This window comes from Luteibacter jiangsuensis, assembly GCF_011742555.1.
In the GTDB taxonomy this organism is placed as follows: domain Bacteria; phylum Pseudomonadota; class Gammaproteobacteria; order Xanthomonadales; family Rhodanobacteraceae; genus Luteibacter; species Luteibacter jiangsuensis.
On record NZ_JAAQQR010000003.1, the window covers coordinates 358744 to 383365 of the forward strand.

At 66.3% G+C, this 24622-nt stretch carries 25 protein-coding genes and 1 tRNA gene; 10 read left to right on the forward strand and 16 right to left on the reverse strand.

Annotation, left to right across the window (positions count from 1 at the left end; genetic code table 11):
• Nucleotides 1-171 precede the first annotated feature (171 nt).
• From thrC to HBF26_RS08460, 4 genes are all read right to left on the reverse strand, one after another.
• A complete protein-coding gene (gene thrC / locus HBF26_RS08445) occupies nt 172-1452 on the reverse strand; it encodes a threonine synthase (RefSeq protein WP_167124985.1) in 1281 nt (426 codons plus the stop codon).
• Between the two features lie 2 nt (nt 1453-1454).
• Nucleotides 1455-2405: a homoserine kinase gene (locus HBF26_RS08450; RefSeq protein WP_167125521.1), complete on the reverse strand. Its 951-nt coding sequence runs from the start codon at nt 2403-2405 to the stop codon at nt 1455-1457.
• Nucleotides 2399-3493, reverse strand: a complete 1095-nt coding sequence (locus HBF26_RS08455; protein WP_167125523.1) for a homoserine dehydrogenase family protein — start codon at nt 3491-3493, stop codon at nt 2399-2401. The genes HBF26_RS08450 and HBF26_RS08455 overlap by 7 nt, the downstream gene beginning before the upstream one ends.
• A gap of 388 nt (nt 3494-3881) precedes the next feature.
• Nucleotides 3882-5873: a bifunctional 2',3'-cyclic-nucleotide 2'-phosphodiesterase/3'-nucleotidase gene (locus HBF26_RS08460; RefSeq protein ID WP_167124987.1), complete on the reverse strand. Its 1992-nt coding sequence runs from the start codon at nt 5871-5873 to the stop codon at nt 3882-3884.
• A 132-nt stretch (nt 5874-6005) separates the two neighbouring features.
• Here HBF26_RS08460 and HBF26_RS08465 point away from each other — a divergent pair, with 132 nt between their 5' ends.
• Both HBF26_RS08465 and HBF26_RS08470 read left to right on the forward strand, forming a co-directional pair.
• Nucleotides 6006-7046: a glycerophosphodiester phosphodiesterase gene (locus HBF26_RS08465; protein WP_193569825.1), complete on the forward strand. Its 1041-nt coding sequence runs from the start codon at nt 6006-6008 to the stop codon at nt 7044-7046.
• Nucleotides 7047-7138: 92 nt separating this feature from the next.
• Nucleotides 7139-8653: an amino acid permease gene (locus HBF26_RS08470; RefSeq protein WP_167124991.1), complete on the forward strand. Its 1515-nt coding sequence runs from the start codon at nt 7139-7141 to the stop codon at nt 8651-8653.
• Nucleotides 8654-8691: 38 nt separating this feature from the next.
• Here the strand turns inward: HBF26_RS08470 and HBF26_RS08475 are convergent, their stop codons facing one another.
• On the reverse strand, nt 8692-9330 hold the full coding sequence (locus tag HBF26_RS08475) for an outer membrane protein (protein ID WP_167124992.1): 639 nt from the start codon (nt 9328-9330) through the stop codon (nt 8692-8694).
• 206 nt (nt 9331-9536) lie between these two features.
• On the opposite strand from HBF26_RS08475, the gene HBF26_RS08480 reads away from it, so the two are divergent.
• Nucleotides 9537-10043, forward strand: coding sequence for a hypothetical protein (locus tag HBF26_RS08480; RefSeq protein WP_167124994.1), 507 nt, complete (start codon nt 9537-9539; stop codon nt 10041-10043).
• A gap of 107 nt (nt 10044-10150) precedes the next feature.
• Complete coding sequence (locus tag HBF26_RS08485) at nt 10151-10852, forward strand: glutathione binding-like protein (protein ID WP_167124996.1); 702 nt, start codon at nt 10151-10153, stop codon at nt 10850-10852.
• 121 nt (nt 10853-10973) lie between these two features.
• Here HBF26_RS08485 and HBF26_RS08490 read toward each other — a convergent pair whose 3' ends face one another.
• A complete protein-coding gene (locus HBF26_RS08490) occupies nt 10974-11648 on the reverse strand; it encodes an outer membrane beta-barrel protein (RefSeq protein ID WP_167124998.1) in 675 nt (224 codons plus the stop codon).
• 313 nt (nt 11649-11961) lie between these two features.
• Here HBF26_RS08490 and HBF26_RS08495 point away from each other — a divergent pair, with 313 nt between their 5' ends.
• Nucleotides 11962-13866: a M61 family metallopeptidase gene (locus HBF26_RS08495; RefSeq protein WP_167125000.1), complete on the forward strand. Its 1905-nt coding sequence runs from the start codon at nt 11962-11964 to the stop codon at nt 13864-13866.
• A 248-nt stretch (nt 13867-14114) separates the two neighbouring features.
• Nucleotides 14115-14191 (forward strand) — tRNA-Arg (locus HBF26_RS08500).
• A 15-nt stretch (nt 14192-14206) separates the two neighbouring features.
• On the opposite strand, the gene HBF26_RS08505 is transcribed toward HBF26_RS08500, so the two are convergent.
• Nucleotides 14207-14587 (reverse strand): tautomerase family protein, encoded by a 381-nt coding sequence (locus tag HBF26_RS08505; protein ID WP_167125002.1) that lies wholly within the window; start codon nt 14585-14587, stop codon nt 14207-14209.
• A 56-nt stretch (nt 14588-14643) separates the two neighbouring features.
• A complete protein-coding gene (locus HBF26_RS08510) occupies nt 14644-15552 on the reverse strand; it encodes a LysR family transcriptional regulator (RefSeq protein WP_167125004.1) in 909 nt (302 codons plus the stop codon).
• Between the two features lie 107 nt (nt 15553-15659).
• On the opposite strand from HBF26_RS08510, the gene HBF26_RS08515 reads away from it, so the two are divergent.
• Complete coding sequence (locus tag HBF26_RS08515; RefSeq protein WP_167125006.1) at nt 15660-16724, forward strand: aldo/keto reductase; 1065 nt, start codon at nt 15660-15662, stop codon at nt 16722-16724.
• A 12-nt stretch (nt 16725-16736) separates the two neighbouring features.
• Here HBF26_RS08515 and HBF26_RS08520 read toward each other — a convergent pair whose 3' ends face one another.
• From HBF26_RS08520 to HBF26_RS08550, 7 genes are all read right to left on the reverse strand, one after another.
• Nucleotides 16737-17489, reverse strand: coding sequence for an HvfC/BufC N-terminal domain-containing protein (locus HBF26_RS08520; protein ID WP_167125008.1), 753 nt, complete (start codon nt 17487-17489; stop codon nt 16737-16739).
• A complete protein-coding gene (gene bufB / locus HBF26_RS08525; protein ID WP_167125011.1) occupies nt 17486-18322 on the reverse strand; it encodes an MNIO family bufferin maturase in 837 nt (278 codons plus the stop codon). The genes HBF26_RS08520 and bufB overlap by 4 nt, the downstream gene beginning before the upstream one ends.
• Before the next feature lie 95 nt (nt 18323-18417).
• Nucleotides 18418-18702, reverse strand: coding sequence for a BufA2 family periplasmic bufferin-type metallophore (gene bufA2, locus HBF26_RS08530; RefSeq protein ID WP_167125013.1), 285 nt, complete (start codon nt 18700-18702; stop codon nt 18418-18420).
• A 54-nt stretch (nt 18703-18756) separates the two neighbouring features.
• Nucleotides 18757-19521 carry an alpha/beta fold hydrolase gene (locus HBF26_RS08535; RefSeq protein WP_167125015.1) on the reverse strand — a complete coding sequence of 255 codons (765 nt, stop codon included), beginning with the start codon at nt 19519-19521 and terminating at the stop codon, nt 18757-18759.
• 38 nt (nt 19522-19559) lie between these two features.
• The gene (locus HBF26_RS08540) at nt 19560-19994 is read right to left on the reverse strand and encodes a DoxX family membrane protein (protein ID WP_167125018.1); all 435 of its coding nucleotides are present in this window, start codon (nt 19992-19994) and stop codon (nt 19560-19562) included.
• On the reverse strand, nt 19991-20266 hold the full coding sequence (locus HBF26_RS08545; RefSeq protein ID WP_167125020.1) for a BufA1 family periplasmic bufferin-type metallophore: 276 nt from the start codon (nt 20264-20266) through the stop codon (nt 19991-19993). Before HBF26_RS08545 ends, HBF26_RS08540 begins: the two co-directional genes overlap by 4 nt.
• Before the next feature lie 41 nt (nt 20267-20307).
• Nucleotides 20308-20724, reverse strand: a complete 417-nt coding sequence (locus tag HBF26_RS08550) for an organic hydroperoxide resistance protein (protein ID WP_167125022.1) — start codon at nt 20722-20724, stop codon at nt 20308-20310.
• Between the two features lie 247 nt (nt 20725-20971).
• On the opposite strand from HBF26_RS08550, the gene HBF26_RS08555 reads away from it, so the two are divergent.
• Genes HBF26_RS08555 through HBF26_RS08565 form a run of 3 tightly spaced genes read left to right on the forward strand, consistent with a single transcriptional unit; the run spans nt 20972 to nt 23574 of the window.
• A complete protein-coding gene (locus tag HBF26_RS08555) occupies nt 20972-21514 on the forward strand; it encodes a redoxin domain-containing protein (RefSeq protein ID WP_167125024.1) in 543 nt (180 codons plus the stop codon).
• Between the two features lie 6 nt (nt 21515-21520).
• A complete protein-coding gene (locus HBF26_RS08560; protein ID WP_167028713.1) occupies nt 21521-22261 on the forward strand; it encodes a response regulator in 741 nt (246 codons plus the stop codon).
• A gap of 38 nt (nt 22262-22299) precedes the next feature.
• Nucleotides 22300-23574, forward strand: a complete 1275-nt coding sequence (locus tag HBF26_RS08565) for a HAMP domain-containing sensor histidine kinase (RefSeq protein ID WP_167125026.1) — start codon at nt 22300-22302, stop codon at nt 23572-23574.
• A 29-nt stretch (nt 23575-23603) separates the two neighbouring features.
• Here HBF26_RS08565 and HBF26_RS08570 read toward each other — a convergent pair whose 3' ends face one another.
• Nucleotides 23604-24602 (reverse strand): alpha/beta hydrolase, encoded by a 999-nt coding sequence (locus tag HBF26_RS08570; protein WP_167125027.1) that lies wholly within the window; start codon nt 24600-24602, stop codon nt 23604-23606.
• Nucleotides 24603-24622 lie beyond the last annotated feature (20 nt).

The following is a 24622-nucleotide window of genomic DNA, read 5'->3' on the forward strand; positions in this document are numbered from 1 at the left end:
GCGGCTCCCACACAAAGCTCGCCTGCGTTTTTGATTTGCGAGCTCTTGTGGAGAGGCCTCGTGTGGGAGCCGGCTATGCCGGCGATCCCGCGGCAGCGGGCAACCTGCCGCAAGCACCCATCGCCGCTGAAGCGGCTCCCGCAGGGCGCTATCGAAAACCTCGCGCAGCCATCACTGCCAGCCGCGCAGCCACTCCGAAAAGACACGCGAATCCGCAGCCATCGGCTCGGCGAGCGATTCACGCTCCAGCATCGCCTTGAGCGCGTCGGGCACCTCGACCTCACGTCCAATCAACGGCTCGACGATCGTGTCGAACTTCGCCGGATGGGCCGTGGCGGCCATGGTCCATTCGCGCTCGTCGCCGGCCATGCGCAGCCGCTCGAGCACGCGAATGCCCGTGGCCGTGTGCGGGCAGAACACTTCGCCATCGGCGGCCGCGTGCCGGTGGATGGTGTCGCGGATCTCGGCGTCGTCCACGCTCTCGGCATGGCCGTGCAGGCGCGTGGCCTCGTCGCCGCCGAACAGGTGCCGCAGGCGTTCGAAGTTGCTAGGCGCGCCCACGTCCATCGCGTTGGCGATGGTGGCGACGGCATCGCGCGCGCGATAAGGCCTGCCCGCGAAGAATTCCGGCAGCGTTTCGTTCGCGTTGCACGCGAATACCACGTCCCCGATGGGAAAGCCGATCTCGCGCGCCCAGAGGCACGCGACGGCATTGCCGAGGTTGCCGGTGGGAACGATGGTGTTCATCCGCTGGGTAGCACTCAATGCGGCGCGACCGAAGTACGCCATCTGTGGCAGCAGGCGGCCGAGGCTGATGCTGTTTGCCGAGGATAGCGGTACGTCGGCTTGCAGCGTGGCGTCGCCCAGCGCGGCTTTCACCAGCCGCTGGCAGTCGTCGAAGCTTCCCGCCACGCGAAGCGCGCGCACGTTGTCACCAAAGCTGCCGAGCTGGTGGGCTTGCCGGGGGGACACGCGCTGGTCGGGATAGAGGATGGCCACCCGCATGCCGGGCACCCCGTCGAAGGCCGCACCGACGGCAGCGCCGGTGTCGCCCGAGGTAGCGACGAGGATCGTCAGTGGCCTGTCCGCATCCCTGCGAAGCCTCACGAGGCAGGCGGCGAGGAAGCGCGCGCCGAAGTCCTTGAAGGCCGCGGTCGGCCCATGGAAGAGTTCGAGCAGGTACGCGCGGTCGATGCGCAACTCGCGTCGCGGAGCGGGAAAGGCGAAGGCTTCCGCGCAGATGGCGGGCAGTTCCATGGCGAGCGGGTCGCCCGCGAAGAACGGCTCCAGCATGTGCGCCGCGGTGCCGGCGAGGGAACCGGGCGATCGTGGCATGTCCACGCGCGGCATCGCCTCGGGTACATACAGGCCGCCGTCGGGCGCGAGGCCCGCTGCGATGGCCCCGGAAAGCCCGACGGTCGCGGCGGCGCCGCGCGTGCTGACGTAGCGCACGGTTACAGCACCCTGGCGGCGGGACCGTCGATGGCCCCCACCAAGGCGTCGCTGTCGTAGCCGGCCGTCGCGAAGGCCTTGCGCATGTCGCTTGCGGCCGCCTCCGCGGAAGCGCGGTCCTCGAACCACCCGAAGACGCTGGGGCCGGCCCCGGAGATGCTGGCACCGAGCGCACCATGATCGAGCGCCGCCTGTTTCACCCTCGCGAACCCCGGAATGAGCGGTGCCCGCCGCGGTTCGACCAGCACGTCGGAGAGCCCTTCGCGAACCAGCGCCGCATTGCCGGTGTAGCAGCCTGCGAGTACGAGCGAAAGATGGGCGCTCTGCTCGACGAACTCGCCTAGCGCATAGTGGCCCGCCAGGGCCGCACGCGCGCGCCGCGTTTCCAGCACCACATGCGGGTGCACCAGCGCGCAATGCCAGTCCGGCGGCACGGGAATGCGCACGAGGCGCGAATGCGTGGCGAGCACGAGCCCGCCGAGAAGCATCGGCCCGAGGTTGTCGCCATGACGGCTGCCGCTGGCGACCACCTCGCCATCGAGGGCGAACGGATACAACGCCTCGCGCGACAGAGGCTCGTCGAGCAGCGCATTCGCCGCGACCACCGCGGCCACGACGGAGGCCGCCGACCCGCCCATGCCCGAACCGAGCGCGATGCCCTTGTGCAGCGTGATCTCGAAACCGAAGGGAAGGTCGAGTCCGTGCAGCATCGAAAGCAGAGCGGCGCCGGCGGTATTGCTTGGCGCATCGTGCGGCAGATCGGTAACCACCCCGTGGATGGCGGCGATGCGCACCTCCCTGTCCGGAATGCGCCGCACTTCGGCACGATCGCCGGCGCCGGCAACGGTATGACCGAGGATATCGAAGCCGATGCCGACGTTGCCGACACTGGCATAGGCCTCGGCGATGGCGACATCCGCACGGACCCGGGGCGGGGTTTCTTCTTTCAGCATGCGCACCGTTTTACTCCCATCGCGCCCGCCACGCGCAGCAGGTCGGCGAATACCGCCGCCGCCGTGACTTCGGGACCGGCACCCGGGCCCTGGACGACCAGTGCATTGTCGCAGTATCGGCGCGTGGCGAAGCGCACCACATTGTCGGTGAGGCGGGCATGGGCGAACGCATGGTCGGGCTCGACCACCTCCACGCCGACCGATGCACGCCGCCCGTCGAGCCGCGCGACATGGCGGAGGACACCGCCGGCGAGGCGCGCTTCGGCGAGCAGGGCGGCCATCGGCGCGTCCAGTGCTTCGAGGTTCTCCATGAACGTTTCCCTGTCGCAGGCACTCAGTTCCGCCGGAACGAGTCCTCGGATCGCGACATCCTCCAGCGAAAGCGCGATACCGGCCTCGCGTGCCAGGATCACCAGCTTGCGCGCCACGTCCACGCCGGACAGGTCGTCGCGCGGGTCCGGCTCCGTGTATCCCAGCGCATGGGCTTGCCGGACAAGGGCCGAGAAGGGCAGGGTGCCGTCGTAGCGATTGAACAGCCATGCCAGCGTGCCGGACAGCATGCCCTCGACGCCGGTCAGCTCGTCGCCGGTGTCGAGAAGATCGCGCAGCGTGTGCACGACCGGCAGCCCCGCACCGACGGTGCCCTCGTAATGCAGCCGCGCACCACTGGCGCCCGCGGCGGCGCCGATCCTGAGCCAGCGGTCGAGCGGCCCGCTGACCGCGCGCTTGTTCGGCGTGACGACATGGATCCCCGCGGCAAGCCAGCCGGCGTAGCGATCCGCCACCAGGTCGCTGGCGCTGCAATCCGCCAGCACGGCGGGTGCACCGCCATCGCCGGCCACATAGGCGGCGAACTCATCCAGTTCGGCCGGCCGCCAGGTCTGTGCACCATGGGTACGGCCGTTGAGCGCCTCGTCGTCGCAGTCGAGCCACATGTGGCGGCTGTCGCTGACGGCGCGCAGGCGCAGGTCGAGGCGGCAGTCCCGCAGCAGGCGCGGCGCCGCGAGCCGGAGCTGGGTCAGCAGCGCGCTGCCCACCTTGCCCGGGCCGATGAGGCCGACATGGACGACAAGCGGGGCGGCCGGCATGCGCAGGGGCGCGGCAGGCAGGGGGCGGTGCGGTGGTGGTGGTGCGATGGCGATGGACACGGTGGAAACCTCCTGATGGGAGGCCCGTCACGTCGCGTCAGGGGGAGCGGTGGACCTTCGGCGCCGATCCCGTCCTGCGGGAGGGTCGGGGCCGGCAGCGACAAGGGACTAAGCGCGCGCGAACTCCGATCCTCCGACCAGGGTAGTGGTCGTGGTGGTCGTAGTCGCGGTGGTGGACACGGACGCGAGCGCGCCGGCCGGGAGGGCCGGGGGGTAACGCAGCGCTGGCGAGAGGGAATGCATGGCCCGACGTTATGCCCCGGCCGGGGGCGGTGTCAACGGCAGGGCCATAGGCCAGACGGCCGAGTCGGCCACCTGGCCCCTCGTCTCAGTGCTTCGACAGATCGATGGCGTAGACCGCCGTGCCGTCGCCGTTATCGCGCAGCTGGCGGATCGGCAGGTCCAGCGAGGCGGCTATATCCGCCTTCCCGGCCGCCGAGGTGAAGGTGACCGGACCCTTCGTGCGCACCGGCGCGAAACGCCACGAGCGCTTCTCCACGTCCTTGTTCGTGATCGTCTTCTTCGCCTCTACCCAGTGGATCACCACTTCGCGATTGCCGTCCGGCGCGCTGAGCACGATGTTGTCGCCGCTCATGCCGGGGAACTCGCCGCCGCCACTGGCGCGGTAATTGTTGGTGACGACCACGAACGGCTGCGACGGCTTTACCGGCTTGCCCTTGTAACGCAGGTTGCCGATGCGCTCGCCTTCCGGTTTCGACACGTCGATGGTGTAGGTGACGCCGCCCTGCATCTGGTCGAAGTTGTAACCCGGCAACTTGCCGATGAGTTGCTGCTCGCCGTCCTTCGCCGGATCGATGCGATTGAAGCGGGTGGCTGCCTTTTCGAGCCATGCCTTCACGCCCGTGCCGTCGGTTTTCACGGCCGCCAGCGTGTTGGGATAGAAATACAGGTCGGCCGCGTTGCGGATCGTCATGGGACCGACGGGTACGTCGGTGAAGTCTTCGGGGCCGCCGAAGCCGGTACGGAAGGCCGACGCCGAAGAAAGAATGGGTACATCCTTCAGGTCGGGGCGCGAGCGTGCCAGCTCGTCGCGCGCATAGTCGATCTGCGCGGCATTCACCACGGCCAGCGCCGACATGTTGCCCTCGTCGGCGAAATAGCTCGTGAGCGCATGGTCGGTCGCGCCGATAGGCGTGTTGACGTAAGCCACCGCGGCTTCATGCGCGTCGCGAACGATCGGTGCAATGGAAGGATCGGGCGCGACGCATTCGTTCTTCTTCGGGCAGATCGGGCGCACCTGGCTGTGGCTCTTGTCCTTCTGCACCACCCAACGCCCGTTCTCGCGTTGCAGCGTCATCTGGATGACGCCGAGGTCCTTGCCGAAGAAGCCGCCCATCACCGCGGGCACACCGCGCACGATGCCGCGCTTCGCGTCGACGTCCTTCATGCCCGCATAGCGCGGCCCCGGAAATTCGGTATGCGAGTGGCCGAGCAGGAGCGCGTCGATGCCCGGCACGCCCGCCAGGTACCAGCCGCCGTTCTCCATCTGCGGGGTATACGGCGCGGTGTTGAGGCCGCCGTGGAGAATGGCGACCACGATGTCCGGTTTCTGCGCGAGCACTTCCGGCATGTAACGGTTCGCGGCTTCGACGACGCCGTCGACGGTGACCTTGCCGGCGAGATTGCGCTTGTCCCAATCCAGGATGGGCGGCGGCGTGAAGCCGATGATGCCGATCTTCAGCGACGCCGCCACCGGCTTGCCGTCGCTGCCGGTGGCGGTGACCTGCTTCGTCACGATCGTCCATGGCTTGAAGATGGGCTTGCCGTCGCGCGCGCTGTAGACATTCGACAGCACGAGCGGAAACTTCGGTCCGGCGCACTGGCGCGCGGCGACGCCGTCGACATTCATCGAGGTGTTCGTCACCTGCGCGAGGAACGGCAGGCCGTAGTTGAATTCGTGGTTGCCCGCGGTGCCGCCGTCATAGCCCACGTCGTCCATGGCCTTGTAGATGGCCAGCTCGGAATCGCAGCTGAGCGGTTTCACCAGTGCCTGGTAATCCGCAAGCACGGTACCCTGTATGGTGTCGCCGCTGTCGAAGAGCACGGTGTTGGGGAACTCGCCGCGTGCCTGGCGAATCAGCGTGGCCACGCGCTCGTAGCCGAGCGTCGGGTCGTCCTTCTGCTTGTAATAGTCGTACGACAGGATGTTCGAATGAACGTCGGTGGTTTCCAGGATGGCAAGATCGAGCGTCGCGCCGTCCTTCAATCCGGCGCTCGGCGCAGGCTTTTCGGCGGAAGCGCCGGCACAGCCGGCGAGCAGGGCGGCCGAAAGCGCGGCCAGGGCAAGGGGCTTTAACATCGTGGAATCCGGCGGGAACAGGGGTCGGAGCGGAAAACTAGCAGAAACACCATGACGCCTCCTACCGCGCCGTACCGAACGAGGTTTGTCCTATGCTCGGGCATCCTGGCCCTCGCCTTGGGAACGTTCGCCATGCCCACGCCTTCCGCACCGACACGGCCCATCGCCGCGAAAGTGCTCGTCATCGGTCACCGTGGCGCCAGCGCCCTGCGTCCGGAGCACACGCTGGCCTCCTATGCCGTCGCCATCCGGGACGGCGCGGACTTTGTCGAGCCCGACCTGGTGGCGACCAAGGACGGCGTGCTGGTGGTGCGCCACGAGAACGAGATCGGCGGCACCACCGACGTGGCCGCGCATCCCGAATTCGCAGCGCGCCGCACCACGAAAACCGTCGATGGCCAAAGCGTCAGCGGCTGGTTCACCGAGGACTTCACCCTGGCGGAACTGAAGACGCTGCGCGCACGCGAGCGGCTCCCCGAGGTGCGGGGGGCCAGCGCGCGCTACGACGGGCAGTTCGCGGTGCCCACCTTCGAGGAGACGATCGAATTCGTGGCGGCGGAGGCCTCCGCGCGGGGCCGCGTGATCGGCATCATTCCGGAGATCAAGCATTCCACCTATTTCCGCTCCATCGGGCTTCCGATGGAAGACAAGGTGCTGGCGGCGCTCGCCGCGCATGCCTATACGCGCACGGCACCGGTGGAGATCCAGTCGTTCGAGGTCGGCAACCTGAAATACCTTCGGGCAAAGCTCGGCAGGCATCCGCCCAACGTGCGCCTCCTGCAACTCATGGAGGAGGCCGGCGAAGGGCCGGCGGATGCGCCCGGCACCACGTACGGACAGATGATGACCCCCGCCGGGCTCGCCGTGGTCGCCGGTTATGCGGACGCCATTGGCCCGTCCACGCGCAGCATCATCCCGCTGGCACCCGATGGCCGGCTGGCCGCGCCCACGTCGTTGGTGCGCGACGCCCATGCGGCGGGCCTCGCGGTTCATCCGTACACGTTCCGGCCCGAAAACCGCTTCCTCGCCCAGGAATTCCGCAACGCGGCGGGCCCGGACGCGCGCAACGAGGCCGGTTCGCTGGCCGAGATCCGGCGCTATCTGGCGACCGGCATCGATGCGTTCTTCACCGATGACCCGGCACTCGGGCGCCGGGCCGTGGACACGCCCTGAGGCCGATGTCCCGGGCATTTCGGACGGTTCCCTGACGACACCCTGCGGCGGCCCCGTTATGATCCCGGGTCAGCCAGTCCAGGGGTCACCCGATGTCGTTAGCCAAATTCCTCCGCCACAAGTCCGTCGAGCAGTTGCAGGCCGAGGTCGGCCAGCGCAAGGACTTCCGGCGCGTGCTGGGTCTGTGGCAGCTCACCGCCATCGGCATCGGCGGCATCATCGGCGTGGGCATCTTCGTTCTGGCAGGACAGCAGGCGGCACTCAATGCCGGGCCCGCCGTGGCCTTGAGCTTCATCATCGCCGGCTTCGGCAGCGCCTGCGCCGCGCTCTGCTACGCCGAGTTCGCCGGGCTCATTCCGGTCACCGGCAGCGCATACACCTACGGCTACGCCGTGCTGGGCGAGGGCGCGGCATGGATCATCGGCTGGGACCTCCTCCTCGAGTACGCGCTGGTGGTAGCGGTCGTGGCCATCGGCTGGTCGGGCTACGTGCAGGTGCTGCTCGCCACCGCCGGCGTCCACCTGCCGGAGTGGGCGCAGAAGAGCATGAGCGCCGACACCATGAAGTATTACTGGCAGCAGGGCATGGCCTCCGTCGGCATGCAGGCGGCGCACCCTGTCGCGGCACCCACCGACAGCCATCGTTTCAATGTCATCGCCGCGGGCGTGTCGCTGCTCGTCGCCGTCCTGCTTTCGGTGAAGACCGAGTGGGGCGCGCGCCTCAACACCGTGATCGTCGGCATCAAGGTGCTCGGTGTCGCGCTGGTGATCGGCGTCGGCGCGTTCTTCATCAATACGGCCAACTGGCATCCCTTCGTGCCTGAGCGCATCTTCGACGACAAGGGCGTGGGCCACTTCGGCTGGCACGGTGTGCTGACGGGGGCGAGCGTGGTGTTCTTCGCCGTGTTCGGCTACGACACGCTGACCACCGCCGCGGAGGAAGCGCGCAACCCGCAGCGCGACCTGCCGCGCGCGGTGCTGCTGTCGCTAGCTGTCGCGATGGTGCTCTACATCGCGGTGTCGCTCGTGCTCACCGGCATCGTTCCCTATGCCAGCCTCAGTGGCGAGGCTTCCGTGTCCGACGCCTTCAACGCGATCGGCCTGCCCTGGATCAGCAACGTGATCGCCGTGGCCGCGGTGATCGGCGTGATCAGCGTGTTGTTCGCCTTCATGCTCGGCGCGGCGCGCATCTGGTTCGCGCTGTCGCGCGACGGCCTGCTCCCCGCCTGGTTCGCACGCGTGCACCCGCGCTACGGCACGCCGGCCCGCCCGACGATGATCCTCGGCATCTTCACCGCTGTCGTGGCCGGCCTGCTGCCCATCGGCGAAGTGGCCGAACTGGTGAACATCGGCACATTGAGCGCGTTCATCCTCATCTGCGCCTCGGTGCTCGTGCTGCGTGTGCGCAAGCCCGAGCTCGAGCGCAAGTTCCGCACGCCGGCCGTGTGGTTCATCGCGCCTCTGGGCATCCTGTTCTCGCTGGCGCTCATCTGGGGCCTGCCGTGGATCACGTTCGAACGCTTCGCCATCTGGATGGCGCTCGGCCTGATCGTCTACTTCACGTACGGCGTGCGGCACAGCAAGCTCAACGCGAGCACCCGCGGCTGAGAAGACGGAGGTGGGCTATCCACCTCCGTCTTCGTGATTCAGAACCGGTAGTCGATGCCGAGGTTCACGCTCGTGCCGTTCCAGTCGTGGAGGCTGGCACGCGCACGGCGGGTACCGGAAGTCGCCGATGCATAGTGGGTCACCTGCAGCGTGAGGTCGGCCTGTTCGGTCAAGGCGTAGCCGGCACCGACGCCCACGTACGGCGTGTTGGCCGACAGGCGCGAACGGCGCACCGAGCGCGTGTTCTTCGTGATCTCTTCCCACGACGCGCGAACGTGCACGTGCGCCACGCCGGCACGGCCGGTCAACGAGAAGCCGTCGCCCATCGCCCAACGCACGTTCGCGCCTGCGAGCCATGCGTTCGCGCCCAAGCCGTTCTTCACGGTCGGTCGGGTGGCCGAGCCGCGCTTGAATTGCTCCGACGCGCCGAGATGGGCTGCGCCCAGTTCGAAGCCCAGGGCGGCGTCGCCGCCGACGGCCCAGCGATAGCCGCCGGACAGGTCGAAGCCCAGTGTGCGCTTCCCGTCGAAATAGCTGCTCAGATTCGTGTTGTGGAGCAACTGTCCGGCACCGATGTGGATGAAGCCGCCGGCCGATGACGCGTCGGCGGCGAACGCCGCGAAAGAAGTGAGCGAGACGCAGGTGGCGACCGCGGTCGCGATGAATAGGTGTCGCATGACATGTCCTTGTGTCGAGTGAAACCCACGGCGTCGCGCCGCGAGCGCCGCGAGTCTACGGGCTGCGTGGGCGCCCAATGGACATAAGCGCGCAAGAGCGGCGATGCCTGACGGGCATTGAAGGCATTCGCTTAGGCGATGCGCTATCTTCGGCGATAATGCCTCGCCGACGCAGGGTCGGCTTGGTACACACCAGGGGGAAGAGAGTGAAGAAATGGACCTGTTTTGCGTTGCTCGCGGCCGTTGCAGCACCGGGCGCGTTCGCTGCGGATAGCGTCACCGTGCAGAAGCCCGTGACCATCAATGACGACGCCGACGTGCCGCAGGCGGTGCTCGACGAATGCAAGCTCGATAGCGAAGTGCCCGACGCCGTGGCCGCCAAGGCGAAAGAAGCCGGCATCGCCATCACCTTCGCCGACAAGGTGAGCGGCAGCGAGCCGGGCAAGACGCTGCAGATGCAGATCACCGAGGTCGTGTCGGACGGCAATGCCTTCCTCGGCCACCACAAGTCGATGACCGTGAAGGGCAAGCTCTACAAGGACGGCGCGGTGATCGCGAGCTTCAGGGATCGGCGCAATTCCATGGGCGGGGCCTTCGGTGGTTTCAAGGGCAACTGTGCCGTGCTGGCTCGTACGGCCAAGGCCATCGGTGAAGACATTGGCGAATGGCTTGCCGCGCCGAAGGTGGACGCCCGCCTGGGCGACCTGGAGTAACGAGGTTTCGAACGCGCCGGCGGCGTGGTCCGCTGGCGCGTCCGGCACATTGAATACGGGGACGGCACGCCCTAACTTCGGATGTTTCAGGTCCAGGAACGCACGCCATGTCCGATCTTTCCGCCTTCCCGATCACCCAGCGCTGGCCCGCCGCGCATCCCGATCGCATCCAGCTCTATTCGCTGAACACGCCCAACGGGGTGAAGGCCTCGATCATGCTCGAGGAACTGGGCATTCCGTACGAGGCGCACCTCGTCGACATCATGAAGAGCGAGAGCAAGCTTCCCGAATTCGAGGCGCTCAACCCGAACGGGAAGATTCCGGCGATGATCGATCCGAACGGCCCGGACGGGAAACCGATCGGCCTGTTCGAATCCGGCGCCATCCTTCTTTACCTGGCCGAGAAGACCGGCAAGTTCCTTCCTAAAGATGCCGGCAAGCGATGGGAAACCATCCAGTGGCTGTTTTTCCAGATGGCCGGCATCGGTCCGATGTTCGGGCAGGTGGGTTTCTTCAACAAGTTCGCCGGCCGCGAGTGGGAGGACAAGCGCCCCCTCGAGCGCTATGTCAGTGAATCCAAGCGCCTGCTGGGCGTATTGGACCGGCAGCTCGACGGCCGCACCTGGATCGTCGGCGACGAATACACCATCGCGGACATCGCCACCCTCGGCTGGGTCAACAATCTGGTGACGTTCTACAACGCACGCGAACTGGTCGGCTTCGACAATTTCCCGAACGTCATCGCGTGGCTGGAGCGGGGCATGTCGCGGCCGGGCGTCGAGCGTGGGCTGAAGATTCCGTCGCGCTGACGTTTCTTCGAGCTGCCCCCTAAGGGGCAGTGACGATCCGATAGCCGCTTGCGTCATTTTTTCGCGATGGCGGACGGCGCATGAGGACGCGGTGCAGCCATCGAAGGCTGCACCGCACCGGTCAGTAAAAACGGTACTCGGCAGTAAGGCCCAGAAGGCCCACGTGGGCAGTGTGCCCCGGATCGCGAGGGCCGTCGGCCTTGAAGCTGTAGCGGTCGTAGTTGAGCGTCAAACCGAAGTTTTCGTCGAAATCGTATCCGAAGCCGACACCGCCATAGAGGCGATTGCCGCTCCAGGAGTGCTGGACGCGCGCTGTCGTGGACGGCACAAAGATCAACCCTCCGGTCTCTGTGAAGTCAGCTTTGGCGCGGACATGCGCCACGCCGGCGTGTGCCGTGATTGTGAAATCGTAGGGAAGATCCCATTTACCGTTGATACCTGCCAGAAACGCCGACACCTTGGTTCTGTCCCGGTCGTCGTACTGCAGGGACAAGCCACCGTAGTGGGCCTTCCATGTCGTGCTGCCTAGGCGGACATAACCGGCTTCGACGCCCAGTGCGAACGGGCGGGCAACGACCCAGCGGTAGCCGCCCAGCACGCCAAAGCCCGTGCTGTTGCGGTCTTCACTTGGGTGGCGGGCGTCGCCGCCGACGTCACGATCCACGCTGAAATGCGATTTTCCGCCGTTGATCGAAACGAAGGCGCCGGTCTGGGTTACCGACGCGGAGTCGGCCAGAGCGGCGAGCGAAGAAAACAGCGCAGCGGCTGCGAGGATGGCGAGTGACCGTTTTTTCATTGAGTGTCCTTGTGTCCCTTGTTCCTGGTTGGTGCACGGCGGCCTTGTCCGGCCGGCGGCGGCGATTATACGTTTGGCTCGTCGTTTCTCTCTCCCTGACGCAAAGACGAATGGCAATGCATTTTTTGAAGGCCCACGGACCGCAATATCTTGCGTTCCACCACGGTGGCGCCACGGAACACCCGTGACCTATGGCATAGGGCACCCCGCACGGTGGCGTTTAGGATCGAGAGCTTGCGCGGACCACAGGGGACCGTGCCGATCCGCTCGCAGGGATGGCAGGGCGACTTACCCGCTCTCGGAGACTTACCCAGTGAAATCCACCCTTCTCGCTTCCGCGCTCGTGGCGGCCCTGGCCGGCGTCGGCGCTTCGGCCGTCCGCGCCGACGACGCCCCCGCAGTGCCCGCCCCGCAGGACGTGGCCTTCAACGGCACCCTCAAGCTCACCGTCGATGCCACCGACGTCGATCACCGCATCTTCCGCGTGAAGGAAACCATTCCCGCGCAACCCGGTCCGCTGGTTCTGCTCTTCCCGGAATGGATTCCCGGCCATCACTCGCCGACCGGTCCGATCGACCAGTTCGCCGGCCTGGTGGTGACCGCGGGCGGCAAGCGCCTCGAGTGGGTTCGCGACAAATACAACGTGTACGCCTTCCGTGTCGACGTGCCGGCCGGCGCGAGCTCGGTGGATGTGGAGTTCCAGACGCTGACGCCGCAGGATCCGCGTCAGGGCCGTGTCGTGATGACGCCCGACATCGTCAACGTGCAGTGGAACCAGGTGTCGCTGTATCCCGCCGGCTACAACGCCGACCGCATCCCGGTCGACGCCTCGGTGAAGCTCCCCGCCGGCTTCCAGTACGGCAGTGCGCTCGAGCAGGCCGGAAAGGACGGCGACACGGTTACCTTCAAGACCATCGATTACGACGACCTGGTCGACTCCCCAGTGTTCGCCGGCCGTTACTTCAAGCGCGTGGACCTCGATCCAAACGGCCGCTCGCCGGTGCACCTGAACATCGTGGCAGACAGCGCGAAGGCGCTGGAGATCAAGCCGGAGGCGTTGGAAGCTCATCGCAACCTCGTCAAGCAGATGGACAAGCTCTACGGGGCTCGCCATTACAACCATTACGACTTTCTGCTGGCGCTGACCGAGAAACTGGGCGGCATCGGCCTCGAGCATCACCGCTCCTCCGAGAACAGCGCCTCGCCCAACTACTTCACCGAGTGGGACAAGAGCTGGCTCGGCCGCGACCTGCTGTCGCACGAATACAACCACTCGTGGGACGGCAAGTATCGTCGTGGCGCCGACCTCGCCACGCCGAACTTCAACGTGCCGATGGGCGACAGCCTGCTGTGGGTGTACGAAGGCCAGACGCAGTTCTGGGGCAACGTCGTCGCGGCGCGCTCGGGCCTCCTTTCGCAGGACCAGGCACGCGACCTGCTCGCCTTCGTCGCCGCCACCTACGACAAGGGCCGCCCGGGTCTCTCCTGGCGCAATATCCAGGACACGACCAACGATCCGACCATCGCCCAGCGTCGCCCGCTCTCGTACCGCAACTACCAGATGAGCGAGGACTACTATTCGGGCGGCCAGATGGTGTGGCTCGACGTGGACACCAAGCTGCGCGAACTCACCAAGAACAAGCGCTCGCTGGACGATTTCGCCAAGGCCTTCTTCGGCATGAAGGACGGCGACTGGAAGGTGAATCCGTACACGTTCGAGGACGTGGCATCCACGCTCAACGGCATCGCCCCGTATGACTGGGCCACTTACCTGCGCGATCGCATCGACGGCCACAAGGGCGACCTGGAAGGCATCGAGCGCGGCGGCTGGAAGCTGGTGTACAACGACAAGCCGTCCGACGTGGTGAAGGCCGCGGAAGGCCGCCGCCACTACACCGACCTGACCTACTCGGCCGGTTTCGCGGTCTCGTCGAAGGGCAGCATCTCGGACGTCCTCTGGGACGGCCCGGCCTTCAAGGCCGGCCTCTCGCCGGGCATGACCGTGGTCGCGGTGAACAACAAGGAATTCGACGGCGACACGCTGAAGGACGCCGTCACCGCCGCGAAGACCGACAAGGCTCCGATCGAACTGCTGGTGAAGAACTTCGACACCTACAAGACGATCAAGATCGACTACCACGAAGGCCTGAAGTACCCGCACCTCGAGCGCGTCAAGGGCAAGCCCGACTGGCTGGGCGAACTCTACAAGGCGAAGTAATCACGACAAGGGGAGGGCGCCGCGAGGCGCCCTCTTCCTTTTCAAACCTGGGCGAAACCTTGTGGGAGCCGCTTCAGCGGCGATCCCGCGGCAGCGGGCAACTCCCCGCAAGCACCCATCGCCGCTGAAGCGGCTCCCACACAAAGCGCCGACCTTTATGCCCCCGGGGCCGGCGCCGACCTCAGTCCGGGTGGGCCCAGGCTAGGCCCGCGTGGTCATTCCCGCTACAATGCCCGTCCGCTGCATACGCGCCCGTAGCTCAGCCGGATAGAGTAGTGGCTTCCGAAGCCATTGGTCGGGGGTTCGAATCCCTCCGGGCGCGCCACTCTTTCGCAGCGGGTCAGGTGTACTGAGCTTCGCCGTTGCCGAACGACCAGTTTTCTTTCGGGACTTCGACGAGGCTGATGACCACGTCTTCCCTGCGCAGGCCAACCTTCTCGTGCAGCCCGTCCGCGACGGCCTTGTAGAAAGCCTTCTTCATTTCCACCGTCCGGCCGCTGTTCAGCGTCAACTGGATCAGGATGCATTCCTCCGACCGCTGGATGCCTAGGTAGGTCGGATCGATGGCGAGTTCGTTCCTGGGATGCGCCGTGATGACGAAGAACCGGTCGTTCTCGGGAACGTTCAGTACCTTGACCATGGCGTCGTAGACGGCGTCGCCGACAGCCGTCGAATAGGACTCCGGCTTGCCTTGCGGAAGGTCGATGCGAACAAGGGGCATGATCGTCTCCTGACGGGGATGTGGACGCCAAGCATAAGTCCAAAACTCAGGCTCTATCAGCCACCGGCCGATCCATGCCTTTCGCGCAGGAAGTCGATGAACACCCGCAGCTTGCGTGGCATGTGCATGCGGCTGGGGTAGTAGACGTGGAATGGGCTGTAGGTGGGCCAGTAGTCCTGCAGCACCGGGATGATGGCACCGCTTTGCAGGTGCGGCGACGCAATGCTTTCGAAATGGCATCCCACGCCTACGCCATCGATGGCAGCCGCGAGGAGAAGGCTGTCGTCATTCGTGATCATGCCGGCACGGGTGTCCACTTCGACGATGCGATCGCCCTGCATGAATTCCCATCGCATGGGGCTGCGATCGTGGTCCAGACGCACGCCCACGCAGCGATGCTGCAGAAGGTCGGCCGGCGTTGCGGGAACGCCATACGCCCGCGCATAGCGGGGGGAGACGAACGTGGCGACGCGCTGCGGCCCTCCGATGGGGTGCGCTACCACGTCTTTCCCCAACGACTCGCCGATGCGGAACCCGGCGTCGAAGCCTGCCGCGACCAGATCCACGAAACGGTTGTCGCACTGCAGTTCGACGACCACGTCGGGGTATTGGGCCTGGAACGCGGCCAGGTGGGGCATGATCAGGACGTCGGCGATAGCACGCGGCAGATTGATGCGCAGAAGGCCGGCCGGTACCTCTCGCGTCTCCGTTACCGCCGCCATGGCCGAAGCGAGTCCATCCAGCGATGGCAGCACATCGTGCAAGAACCGCTGCCCCACCTCGGTCAGACCGACGCGGCGAGTGGAGCGATCCAGCAGCCGTGCACCGAGGCGTGACTCGAGTGTGCGCACGGTTTGCGATAGCGCGGAGGTGGATACCCCCAGTTCGGCGGCTGCCCGGGTAAAGCTGGCGTGCCGGGCCACACAGGCAAACGCTGCCACGGCGGGGAACAGGTCGGGCGACATGCGGAAGCCCATTGTGAAGGAGGGCTTCAAAGCGTATGCGCGTTCGCCCGCTTTATCTACATGGTGCCGCTACCTAGATTCCAGTGACCCCTTCTGGAGCACCCCCCATGAGCAAGCAACTTACCGATTACATCACGCTGGGCCGGTCCGGCCTGCGTGTCAGCCCCGTGTCCATCGGCACCATGACCTTCGGCAAGGACTGGGGCTGGGGTGCCACCGAAGAGGATGCCCGGCGGATGCTGGACACCTATATGGACCGCGGCGGCAACTTCATCGATACCGCCAACTTCTACACCGGCGGCACGTCAGAGCGTCTGCTCGGCGAGTTCCTGCGCGGACGCCGCGATCGCGCCGTGCTGGCCACCAAGTATTCGCTCAACGTGGATCCGACCAACATCAATGCGGGCGGCAACCATCGCCGCAATATGGTGCGGGCGGTGGAGGAGAGCCTGAAGCGTCTGGACACCGACTACATCGATCTCTACTACCTGCACGTGTGGGACGAAACCACGCCCGTGGAGGAGGTGATGCGCGCATTCGACGATCTGGTGCGCGCAGGCAAGATCGTCTACGCGGGCATCTCAGATACACCCGCGTGGCAGGTGGCGCGCATGCAGATGCTGGCCGATCTGCGCGGCTGGTCGCCTCTCGTGGCGTTGCAGATCGAGCACAGCCTGGTGGAGCGCACCGTGGAGCACGATCTGATCCCCATGGCGCGCGAGCTGGGTCTTGGCGTCGTCGCGTGGTCGCCCCTGGCCAACGGAGTGCTGTCCGGCAAATACACGCGCGCTGACATCGAAGCGCACAAGGGCGCCGACATGTTCACCGGTGGGCGTGCGGCGGTGGCCGCGGGCGTCGGCTCGCTGAGCGAGCGCAACCTCGACATCGTGGACGAGGTGATGGCCATCGCGTCCGAGGTGGGACATAGCGCCGCCCAGGTCTCGCTGGCGTGGTTGCTCGCGAAGAACGCGCCAGCGATCATTCCGATCCTCGGAGCACGCACGGCGGCCCAGTTCGAGGAGAACCTGGATGCGCTGTCGGTTTCGCTGTCGGCCGGGCAGATAGCACGACTCGATCGCGCCAGCGAGATCGCCCTGCCGTTCCCGCATCGCTTCCTTCCTCTCGTGCAAGCCCAGGTGCTGGGGCAGGCACGGCTCACCGTCAGCCGCTGAGCCGGAGGGGGCTCAATTGTCCACGCCGACGACGATGCCGGCGTCGAGCCAGTCGGCAAGGAGGGCGCCGGCACGCGCCACGCCGGCTTCCTCGCCCAGGCGCATCACCAGTGTGTCGCACATCGCTGCGAAGTGCCCCTCCCCGATGGCGAGGCGCAAGGCGGCGTCGTCGTCGGCGTCGAGGCGGCGCAGGCGCGAATGGAAGCCCTGGCGCCACACTACCAGGGCGCCGGCGACGTCGAGCATCTCGCCATCGGGCACGCTGTCCGCGTCGTTCTGCAGCGCGGACCAGACGTCGTCGGCGTTCGTCGTCGCCACCCGATGGCGCAGGCTTGGTGTCAGGCGAAGCCGCGCTTCATCCCAGTTCACGGACCAAAGCGCTTCGCGTGCCAAGGGCGACGCATCCGGAGCCACGAAAGCCTCGGACAGCGACCACTCGATCCACGCCAGTTCGTGCAGGTCGGGGTTGCGCGGGAACACGGCCACCAGCGTGTCGACAAAATCGGCGCCATAGGTGTCGAGTGTCCAGCCTCGCGGCGGATGCGCGTCGATATGGGCCATGGCGGCGTTGCGGAAGTTCCCTTCGCCGATACGCCGCAGCAACTGCGGGTAGCTCACCTCCAGGCAGGTCACGAGCTGCGTGCGGTAATTGTTCTGGTACACCGTGAGACCCGGCCACGCCCGATCCCCGAAGACGTCGGTGCTGTCGGCAGAGCCGGTGGTCAGCCAATCGCGAAAGCCTTCCTGCCATTGGGCCAGTTTCATGCGGCCTCCCGCGCCGCGGCGCCCAGGCCGCGGGCCATATCCAGTTCGTCCAGCAACTCCGCCAGCGGGGGAATGGCGTCGTCGCGCTCGATCATGGTGGCAACCGGGCCAAGCAGCGACATGGCCGTGCGGTAAAGCGCCCATACGTCGTCGCACACCGGTTGGTCGTGGGTATCGATCAACAGGCCGGGCCCTTGCGAGTGCCCCGCCAGGTGCACCTGGCGCACGCGCTCCGCGGGAATGCCACGGAGGAACGCATGCGCATCGAAACCGTGGTTGCTCGCGCTCACGAAGACGTTGTTCACGTCGAGCAGCAGACCGCATCCCGTGCGCTTCGACATCTCCGCGAGGAATTCCCATTCGCTCATCGTCGCGCCGTCGAAGGCGACGTAGCTGGACGGATTTTCAAACTGCATCGCGTGTCCGAGCACGTCCTGGGCCACCTCGATGTTTCGGCAGACGAGGGCGAGGGCCTCCTCTGTGTACGGCACGGGCAGCAAGTCGTGCGAACTGAAACCGGCCACACGCGACCAGCTCAGGTGATCGGAGACGAACAGCGGCTGCACTTCATCGGCCAGCGCCTTCAGCCTTCGTAGATAGGCGATATCCACGCCGTCGGCGGAACCGATCGACATCGACACGCCATGCAAGGCGACGGGATGCTTCTCGCGAACCCGGCGCAGGATGTCCCGCGGTTGCCCGCCGTCCACCATGAAGTTTTCCGAGATCACCTCCACGAAATCGACCGGCACGTCGCCGTCGAGAAAGTCGCGATAGTGCTCCTTGCGCAGGCCGAGGCCGTATCCGGAGAACGTCGGGGGAGGCGTGAACATGGCGGAATTCCTCTGCATTGGCGTGACGTTGTCGCGGTGCGGCGTCTGGCGTCTCCGTCAACCTGCGGAGACGCCGGACGCCTTCTTTGCGGGACTTACTTCGGCTCGGTCAGCGTGCCGCCGGCCGCCTTGCATTCGCTTGGGGTCTTCACCAGCACGCCCTGGCCCTTGCACGTATTGAGGCCCTTGCAGTCGTTCTTTGCGGTGGCGCAGAGGCTGGTGCCCTTGCAGGTGTTGATGCCGTAGCAGCGGCCCGGTTCTTCCTTCGGCGCGGCGTTGTCGGCTGCGCGCACGGGCGTGTTGATGGAGGCGACGGCGAGGGCGACGAGCGCGGCGGCCGCGGCGAAGCCGGTGCGGGATTTGGTGGCGACAGTGTTCATGGTTTTCTCTCCTGGAATGGTCCGACGTGGACCGGAAGGGTGGCGCTACGCCGTTCAGTGCACGCTGCGCGCAGCGTCTTCGATCACCTTCGCAACCGCTTCGGGTTGCGAGATGTAGGCGACGTGGCTCGCCTTGATTTCCGTGACCTTTGCGTTGGCTCGCTTGTACATCCAGCGCTCCAGTTCGGGACTCAGTGCGCGGTCCTCCGTGGCAACCACGCCCCACACGGGCTTCGTGTGCCACGCGGCCACCTGCATCGTGGCGCCGAACGCGGCAGTGGTGGCAGGCACCTGCGACACCGCCATGAAGTCGGTACGGTTCTTCGTGAGGTCGCCGGCGAAGTCGGTGCCGAATTTCGCCTGGTCGAAGTACAGGTGGCCGTCGCGAGTGGGAACGACGTCGTTGCTCGGCGCCGGCATGGAGCCGACGAGCTGTGACAGGCTCTCGCCGACGTCGGGCACAACGGCGGCCACGTAGACCAGCGCCTTCACCTTGTCGCGATTGCCGGCTTGCGTGATGACCGCGCCGCCGTAGCTATGGCCGACGAGGACCACCGGACCATCCTGTTTGCGGATCTGCTCGCGGGTCAGTTCGATGTCGTCGGCCAGCGTGTCGATACGCGGCTGCACCACGCTCACCGTATAGCCCTTGTGGATGAGGATGTCGTGGACGACGCGCCAGCCCGACCCGTCGACGAACGCGCCCGGGACGATAACGATGTTCCTGACACCCGGGGGAGCGGGTGTGTCGGCCGCGGAAGCGATGGCCCCGGTGCCCAGTGCGAATGCGGCGACGGCGATGCTGAGAAGTTTGCGCATGGAGTTCCCTGCGATAAGCGAGTGGTTGGAAGGAAGCGTCAGCGGCGAAGCAGGCGGTCGACGGACCAGGCGCCACCGCCGCGCGCCAGTAACGGCAGCAGCAGGCCGGCCCAGGTGAGATGCGTCGGCCATGCGTCCGGATAGACGAAGACTTCGATCACGGTGGTCATCGTCAACAGCCCTAGCGCGGACACCCGGGTGAAGAGACCGAGCACGAGCAATACCGGGAAGAGGTGTTCGGCATACGTCGCCAAATGTGCCGCCACGTTCGGTGACACCAGCGGCAACGCGTACTCGGAGGCGAACAGGTCGTACGTGGACGGCTTGATGCTCAGGAACCCCTCGACCTTGGTTCGGCCGGAGAGGAAGAACACGGAGGCGATCCCAAGCCGTGCCACGAGCAGGAGCAGGCTGTCCGGAAGCGCCCGTTGCAGGGCGCCCGCCAGTACGTCGCCGCGCCGCGAGGGAATCACGCCTGCGGCTCCAGCGTGCCGTGACCCTTCGGCGTCTTGATGGTCACGCAGGTGCCTTTCTCGACCAGCACCCAGGCGTTGCCCTGGTAATCCTTCTTCGAGGTGGCGGCGCAGCTGGTGCCGGGGCCGGCTGCGCAGTCGTTCTGGCCGGCCTTGGCCACGCCGTAGCACTTTTCCATGGGCTTCTTCGCCTCGTCGGCATGGGCGACCGAGACGAGGGACACGAGGCCGAGGGCGAGGGTGGCGGCGAGCGAAGCGTGCTTGCGGTTCATCGAATGACTCCTTGGTGGGGATGCGTGGAGGGCGTGGCGGATCAGGCGAGCTGGAGCGATACGTCGATGTTTCCGCGTGTGGCCTTGGAATACGGGCAGGTGGCGTGCGCGGCCTCGACGAGTTCCTGGGCGAGGGCGGTATCGATGCCGGGGAGGCTCACGGTCAGTCGCGCCTGCAGGAAATAGCCGCCCTCGCCGGTACCGAGGTCCACTTCGGCATCGATGGCGGTGTCCTTCGGCAGCGCGACCTTACGCTCGGCGGCGGCGTGGCCAAGGGCGCCGATGAAGCAGGCGGACCAGCCGGCGGCGAACAGCTGTTCCGGGTTGGTGCCGGCACCCGGGCCGCCGGGCGAGGACAGCTTCACGTCGAGGCGGTCGTCGGAGCTGCGGGCCTGGCCGTTGCGGCCGCCGGTGGTGTAGGTCTTGCCGGTATAGAGAACGTTCTGGATGCGGGACATGGCCGGTTTCCGTTGCAGTGGAAGGTGTGCAAAGGAAACCGCGGCGGCGTATCCGGCCTGTGTCGCGAAGCGGACGGAATCGCATCGAAACGTGTAGCGCGGGGCCCCCGATACATTCGGATACAAAGTGGGTCGGTTTGTACAAACCGATACAAAAAGCCAAGGCCACGGACATGAGGTAGACAACACAGGGGATTCGAATGGATCCATGCGGGTACCTCTCCCGCGCCCATGCCGAGGTCTTCTCATGAAACCCATTCGTCTTGTCGCCGCCGTTCTCGCCGTGGGCCTCGCGCTCGCCGCCGCCTGGCCGTCGGGGTGGGGCGCGGCGCGCGCCGGCGATTCAGCGGCCGCGCCCGCCGCGCCCGAATTCGCCGGTATCGACCGCTGGTTCAATTCCCCGCCGCTGACCGTGTCCGGCCTGCGGGGCAAGGTGGTGCTGGTGGAGTTCTGGACGCACGAATGCATCAACTGCCTGCACGTGCTTCCGCATACGAAGGCGCTCTACGACACCTATGCGAAGCAGGGGCTGGTCGTGGTAGGCGTGCACACACCCGAATTCGAGGAGGAGCGCGACCCGGCGCGTGTCGCTGCCGCCATCCGCCAATACGGCATCACCTGGCCCGTGGCCACCGACAACGAGATGCGCACGTGGGATGCGTGGGGTAACCAGTTCTGGCCCGCACTTTACCTCATCGATCGCGACGGACGGGTGGTCTATCGCCACTTCGGTGAGGGAAACTACGATGAAACCGAGCAGCGCATCCGCCAACTCCTGGCCAAGGCATAACCCTGTATGGAACACACCGACAACATCCTCGTGGTCGACGACGACCACGGTATCCGCACCGGGGTCGTGGACTACCTGCGCAAGAACGGCCTTCGCGCGACCGGTGCGGCCGACGGCCGCGAAATGATGGCCGCACTAGATGCGTCCGCGTTCGACCTCGTGGTGCTCGATATCATGATGCCCGGCGACGACGGACTGGTGCTCTGTCGAAACCTGCGCAGCGGCAAGCATCGCGCCCTGCCGGTGCTTCTGCTCACCGCGCGCGACGACGAGACGGATCGCATTATCGGGCTGGAGATGGGCGCGGACGACTACGTGGTGAAGCCGTTCTCGCCACGCGAGCTGCTCGCCCGGATCAAGGCGGTGATCCGCCGCACGCGCATGCTGCCGCCCAATCTGCGCATCACGGAAACAAGCGACATCATCTCGTTCGGTCGGTGGCGACTGGACACGACGGCGCGCCACCTGCTGGACGAGGAGGGCACCGTGGTGTCTTTGAGCGGTGCCGAGTTTCGCCTGCTGCGTGTGCTTCTGGATCATCCGCAGCGGGTGCTGTCGCGCGACCAGTTGCTCAACCTTACCCAGGGACGCGACGCCGAGCTCTTCGACCGCTCCATCGACCTGATGATCAGCCGCCTGCGTCAACGTCTCCGGGATGACGCGAAAGAGCCCGCGTACATCAAGACCGTGCGCAGCGAAGGCTACGTGTTCGCCATGCCGGTCACCGTGCACGGGGACGCGCGGTGACGGCGGCATCGCGCGCCTGGCGTCCCTGGCCACGGCGCATGACCTCGCGCATGTACCTCATCCTTTTCGCCGGACTTCTGCTGGCGCACGGGCTCTCGTTCGGGCTCATGTTCTATGAGCGCTACCAGTCGGCCACCAGCGTCATGCTCAATACGCTGGAGAATGAGGTCGGGACGTCGGTAGCCATCCTCGACAGGCTTCCCGCGAGCGAGCGCCCGCAGTGGTTGCCGCGGCTGCAGCGCGACAACTACCGGTTCGTGCTCGGCCCGGGGCAGCCCGGGGCGGCGCTCGCCACGCAGCGCTCGCGCGACGTCACGGCAATGATCGCGAAGGAGGTCGGCGCGGGTTACCGGGTGCGAGGCGATACCCTTTCCACGGCACCCGAACGGTACCAGGTGCACCTCACGCTCCACGACGGTTCCCCCCTCACGCTCGTGGTGACGCCGCGCGGTGTCATGCCGCTGGCCGAATGGTTGCCGTTCGTGCTCGTACTGCAAGTGGTGTTGCTCCTCGCCTGCGGCTGGTTCGCGGTGCGGCAGGCCGCGCAGCCGTTGGCCCGCCTGGCGAGAGCGGCGGAATCCATGACGCCCGCCGCCGACGGCCCGCGCGTGGACGAGAGCGGCCCCGCCGAAGTCGCCCATGCGGCCATGGCCTTCAATGCCATGCAGGACCGCATCGGTCGGTACCTCAAGGAGCGGTTGCACATCCTTGCTTCCATATCGCACGATCTGCAGACACCGATCACCCGCATGCGCCTGCGCGCGGAGTCGCTGGAGGAAGGCATCGAACGTGAGAGGATCCTCGACGACCTCAGCGAGATGGAGCATCTCGTGCGCGAAGGCGTGGCCTACGCGCGCAGCGCCCATGGCGGCGATGAAACCCCGGTGCGCATCGACACCGCGGCGTTCCTCGAGAGCCTCGTCTTCGACTACCAGGACGTCGGCCAGCCGGTCAAACTTGCCGCTGCCGCGGAAGGTGTCGCCACGGTACGACCGCGTGCGCTGCGGCGCGTGCTCGGCAACCTCATCGACAACGCCGTCAAGTACGGTGGAGCGGCCGAGGTGGGCATCTGCCGCGACGAGCAAGGCCGCCTCTGTGTCACGGTATCGGACCGCGGCCTTGGCGTGCCGGAGCACGAACTGGAGCAGGTGCTGCAACCGTTCTATCGCCTGGAAGCGTCGCGCAACCGCGACACTGGTGGCGCGGGTCTTGGCCTTGCCATCGCCACGCAATTGATGCGTTCGACCGGCGGCGATCTTCGCCTCGCGAACCGGGAAGGCGGTGGGCTTGTGGCGACGGTGGTGCTGCCCTGAGCACCGCCCGGCGGTGACCTGGCGGGTCCCTAATCTGCCCAGCGGTGCTCGACGAAGCGGACGATCTCTTGCTGCAACTCTCGATCTTCCGGCGTCGCGCCGCCGAAACCGCCGTGGGGCATGGCCTCGAAAACATGCAGTTCGGCGGGCACCCCCGCCCGGCGCAATGCCCGGTGCATTCGCACGGTGTTCGAAAGGAACAGGTCGCGCGTGCCCGATTGCAGGAAGGTAGGCGGAAAGCCGGTCAGATCGGCGAACAGTGGCGACACGTAGGGCTGTGTCAGGTCCGCACCGTTTGCGTAGAGCAGATTGCTCGACCTCAGCGAGCCCGGCAGCACCACGTCGATCAGTTGGTGGGTTGCGAAGCTGTCGCCGGATTCGGTCAGATCGACTTGCGGTGACAGCAGGACTAGGCCGGCGGGTAATGGCAGCCCTTCGTCCCTCGCCTTCAGCAATGTCGCCACGGCGATGTTGCCGCCTGCGGAGCGTCCGCCTACCACGATATTTTCCGGCCCGTGGCGTTCGAGCGCATGGCGGTAAGCCGAAACACCGTCTTCCACGGCTGCAGGAAAGGGATGCTCGGGAGGCATCCTGTAGTCGACGCCATAGCACAGCACGCCGTGTTGGTCGGCCTGCATCTGCGCACCTGTACGACAGGCTTCGCCCCCGCCGAATACCAGGGCGCCGCCGTGAAAGTCGATATAGGCGCCGTTCGATGCCTTCAGCGCGACGGGCGTAGCGACATGCACCGTCGCCGCGCCGGTGGCGATGGTTTCGACGGTCGACTGCGTGCGGCCCGCAAGGCCCTTCAACGCGTTCGCATATTGTCCGCCGACCGCCGCTTTCATGCGCAGCCAGCCCTCATGATCGTCGGGCCCGGGCGTGACGAAGGCAGCGTTCAAAACGCTGCCATCTTCCCCGACGAGCCGCTCCAACGCGGTACGCGCTTCCACGCTTATCGAGGAAGGGAAGGGAACGGTGTGCGCGGGAATCGCTACACCGCGCTTTGAATCTTTGGTCGTCGTCATACCGGCGCATTGTGGCAGGC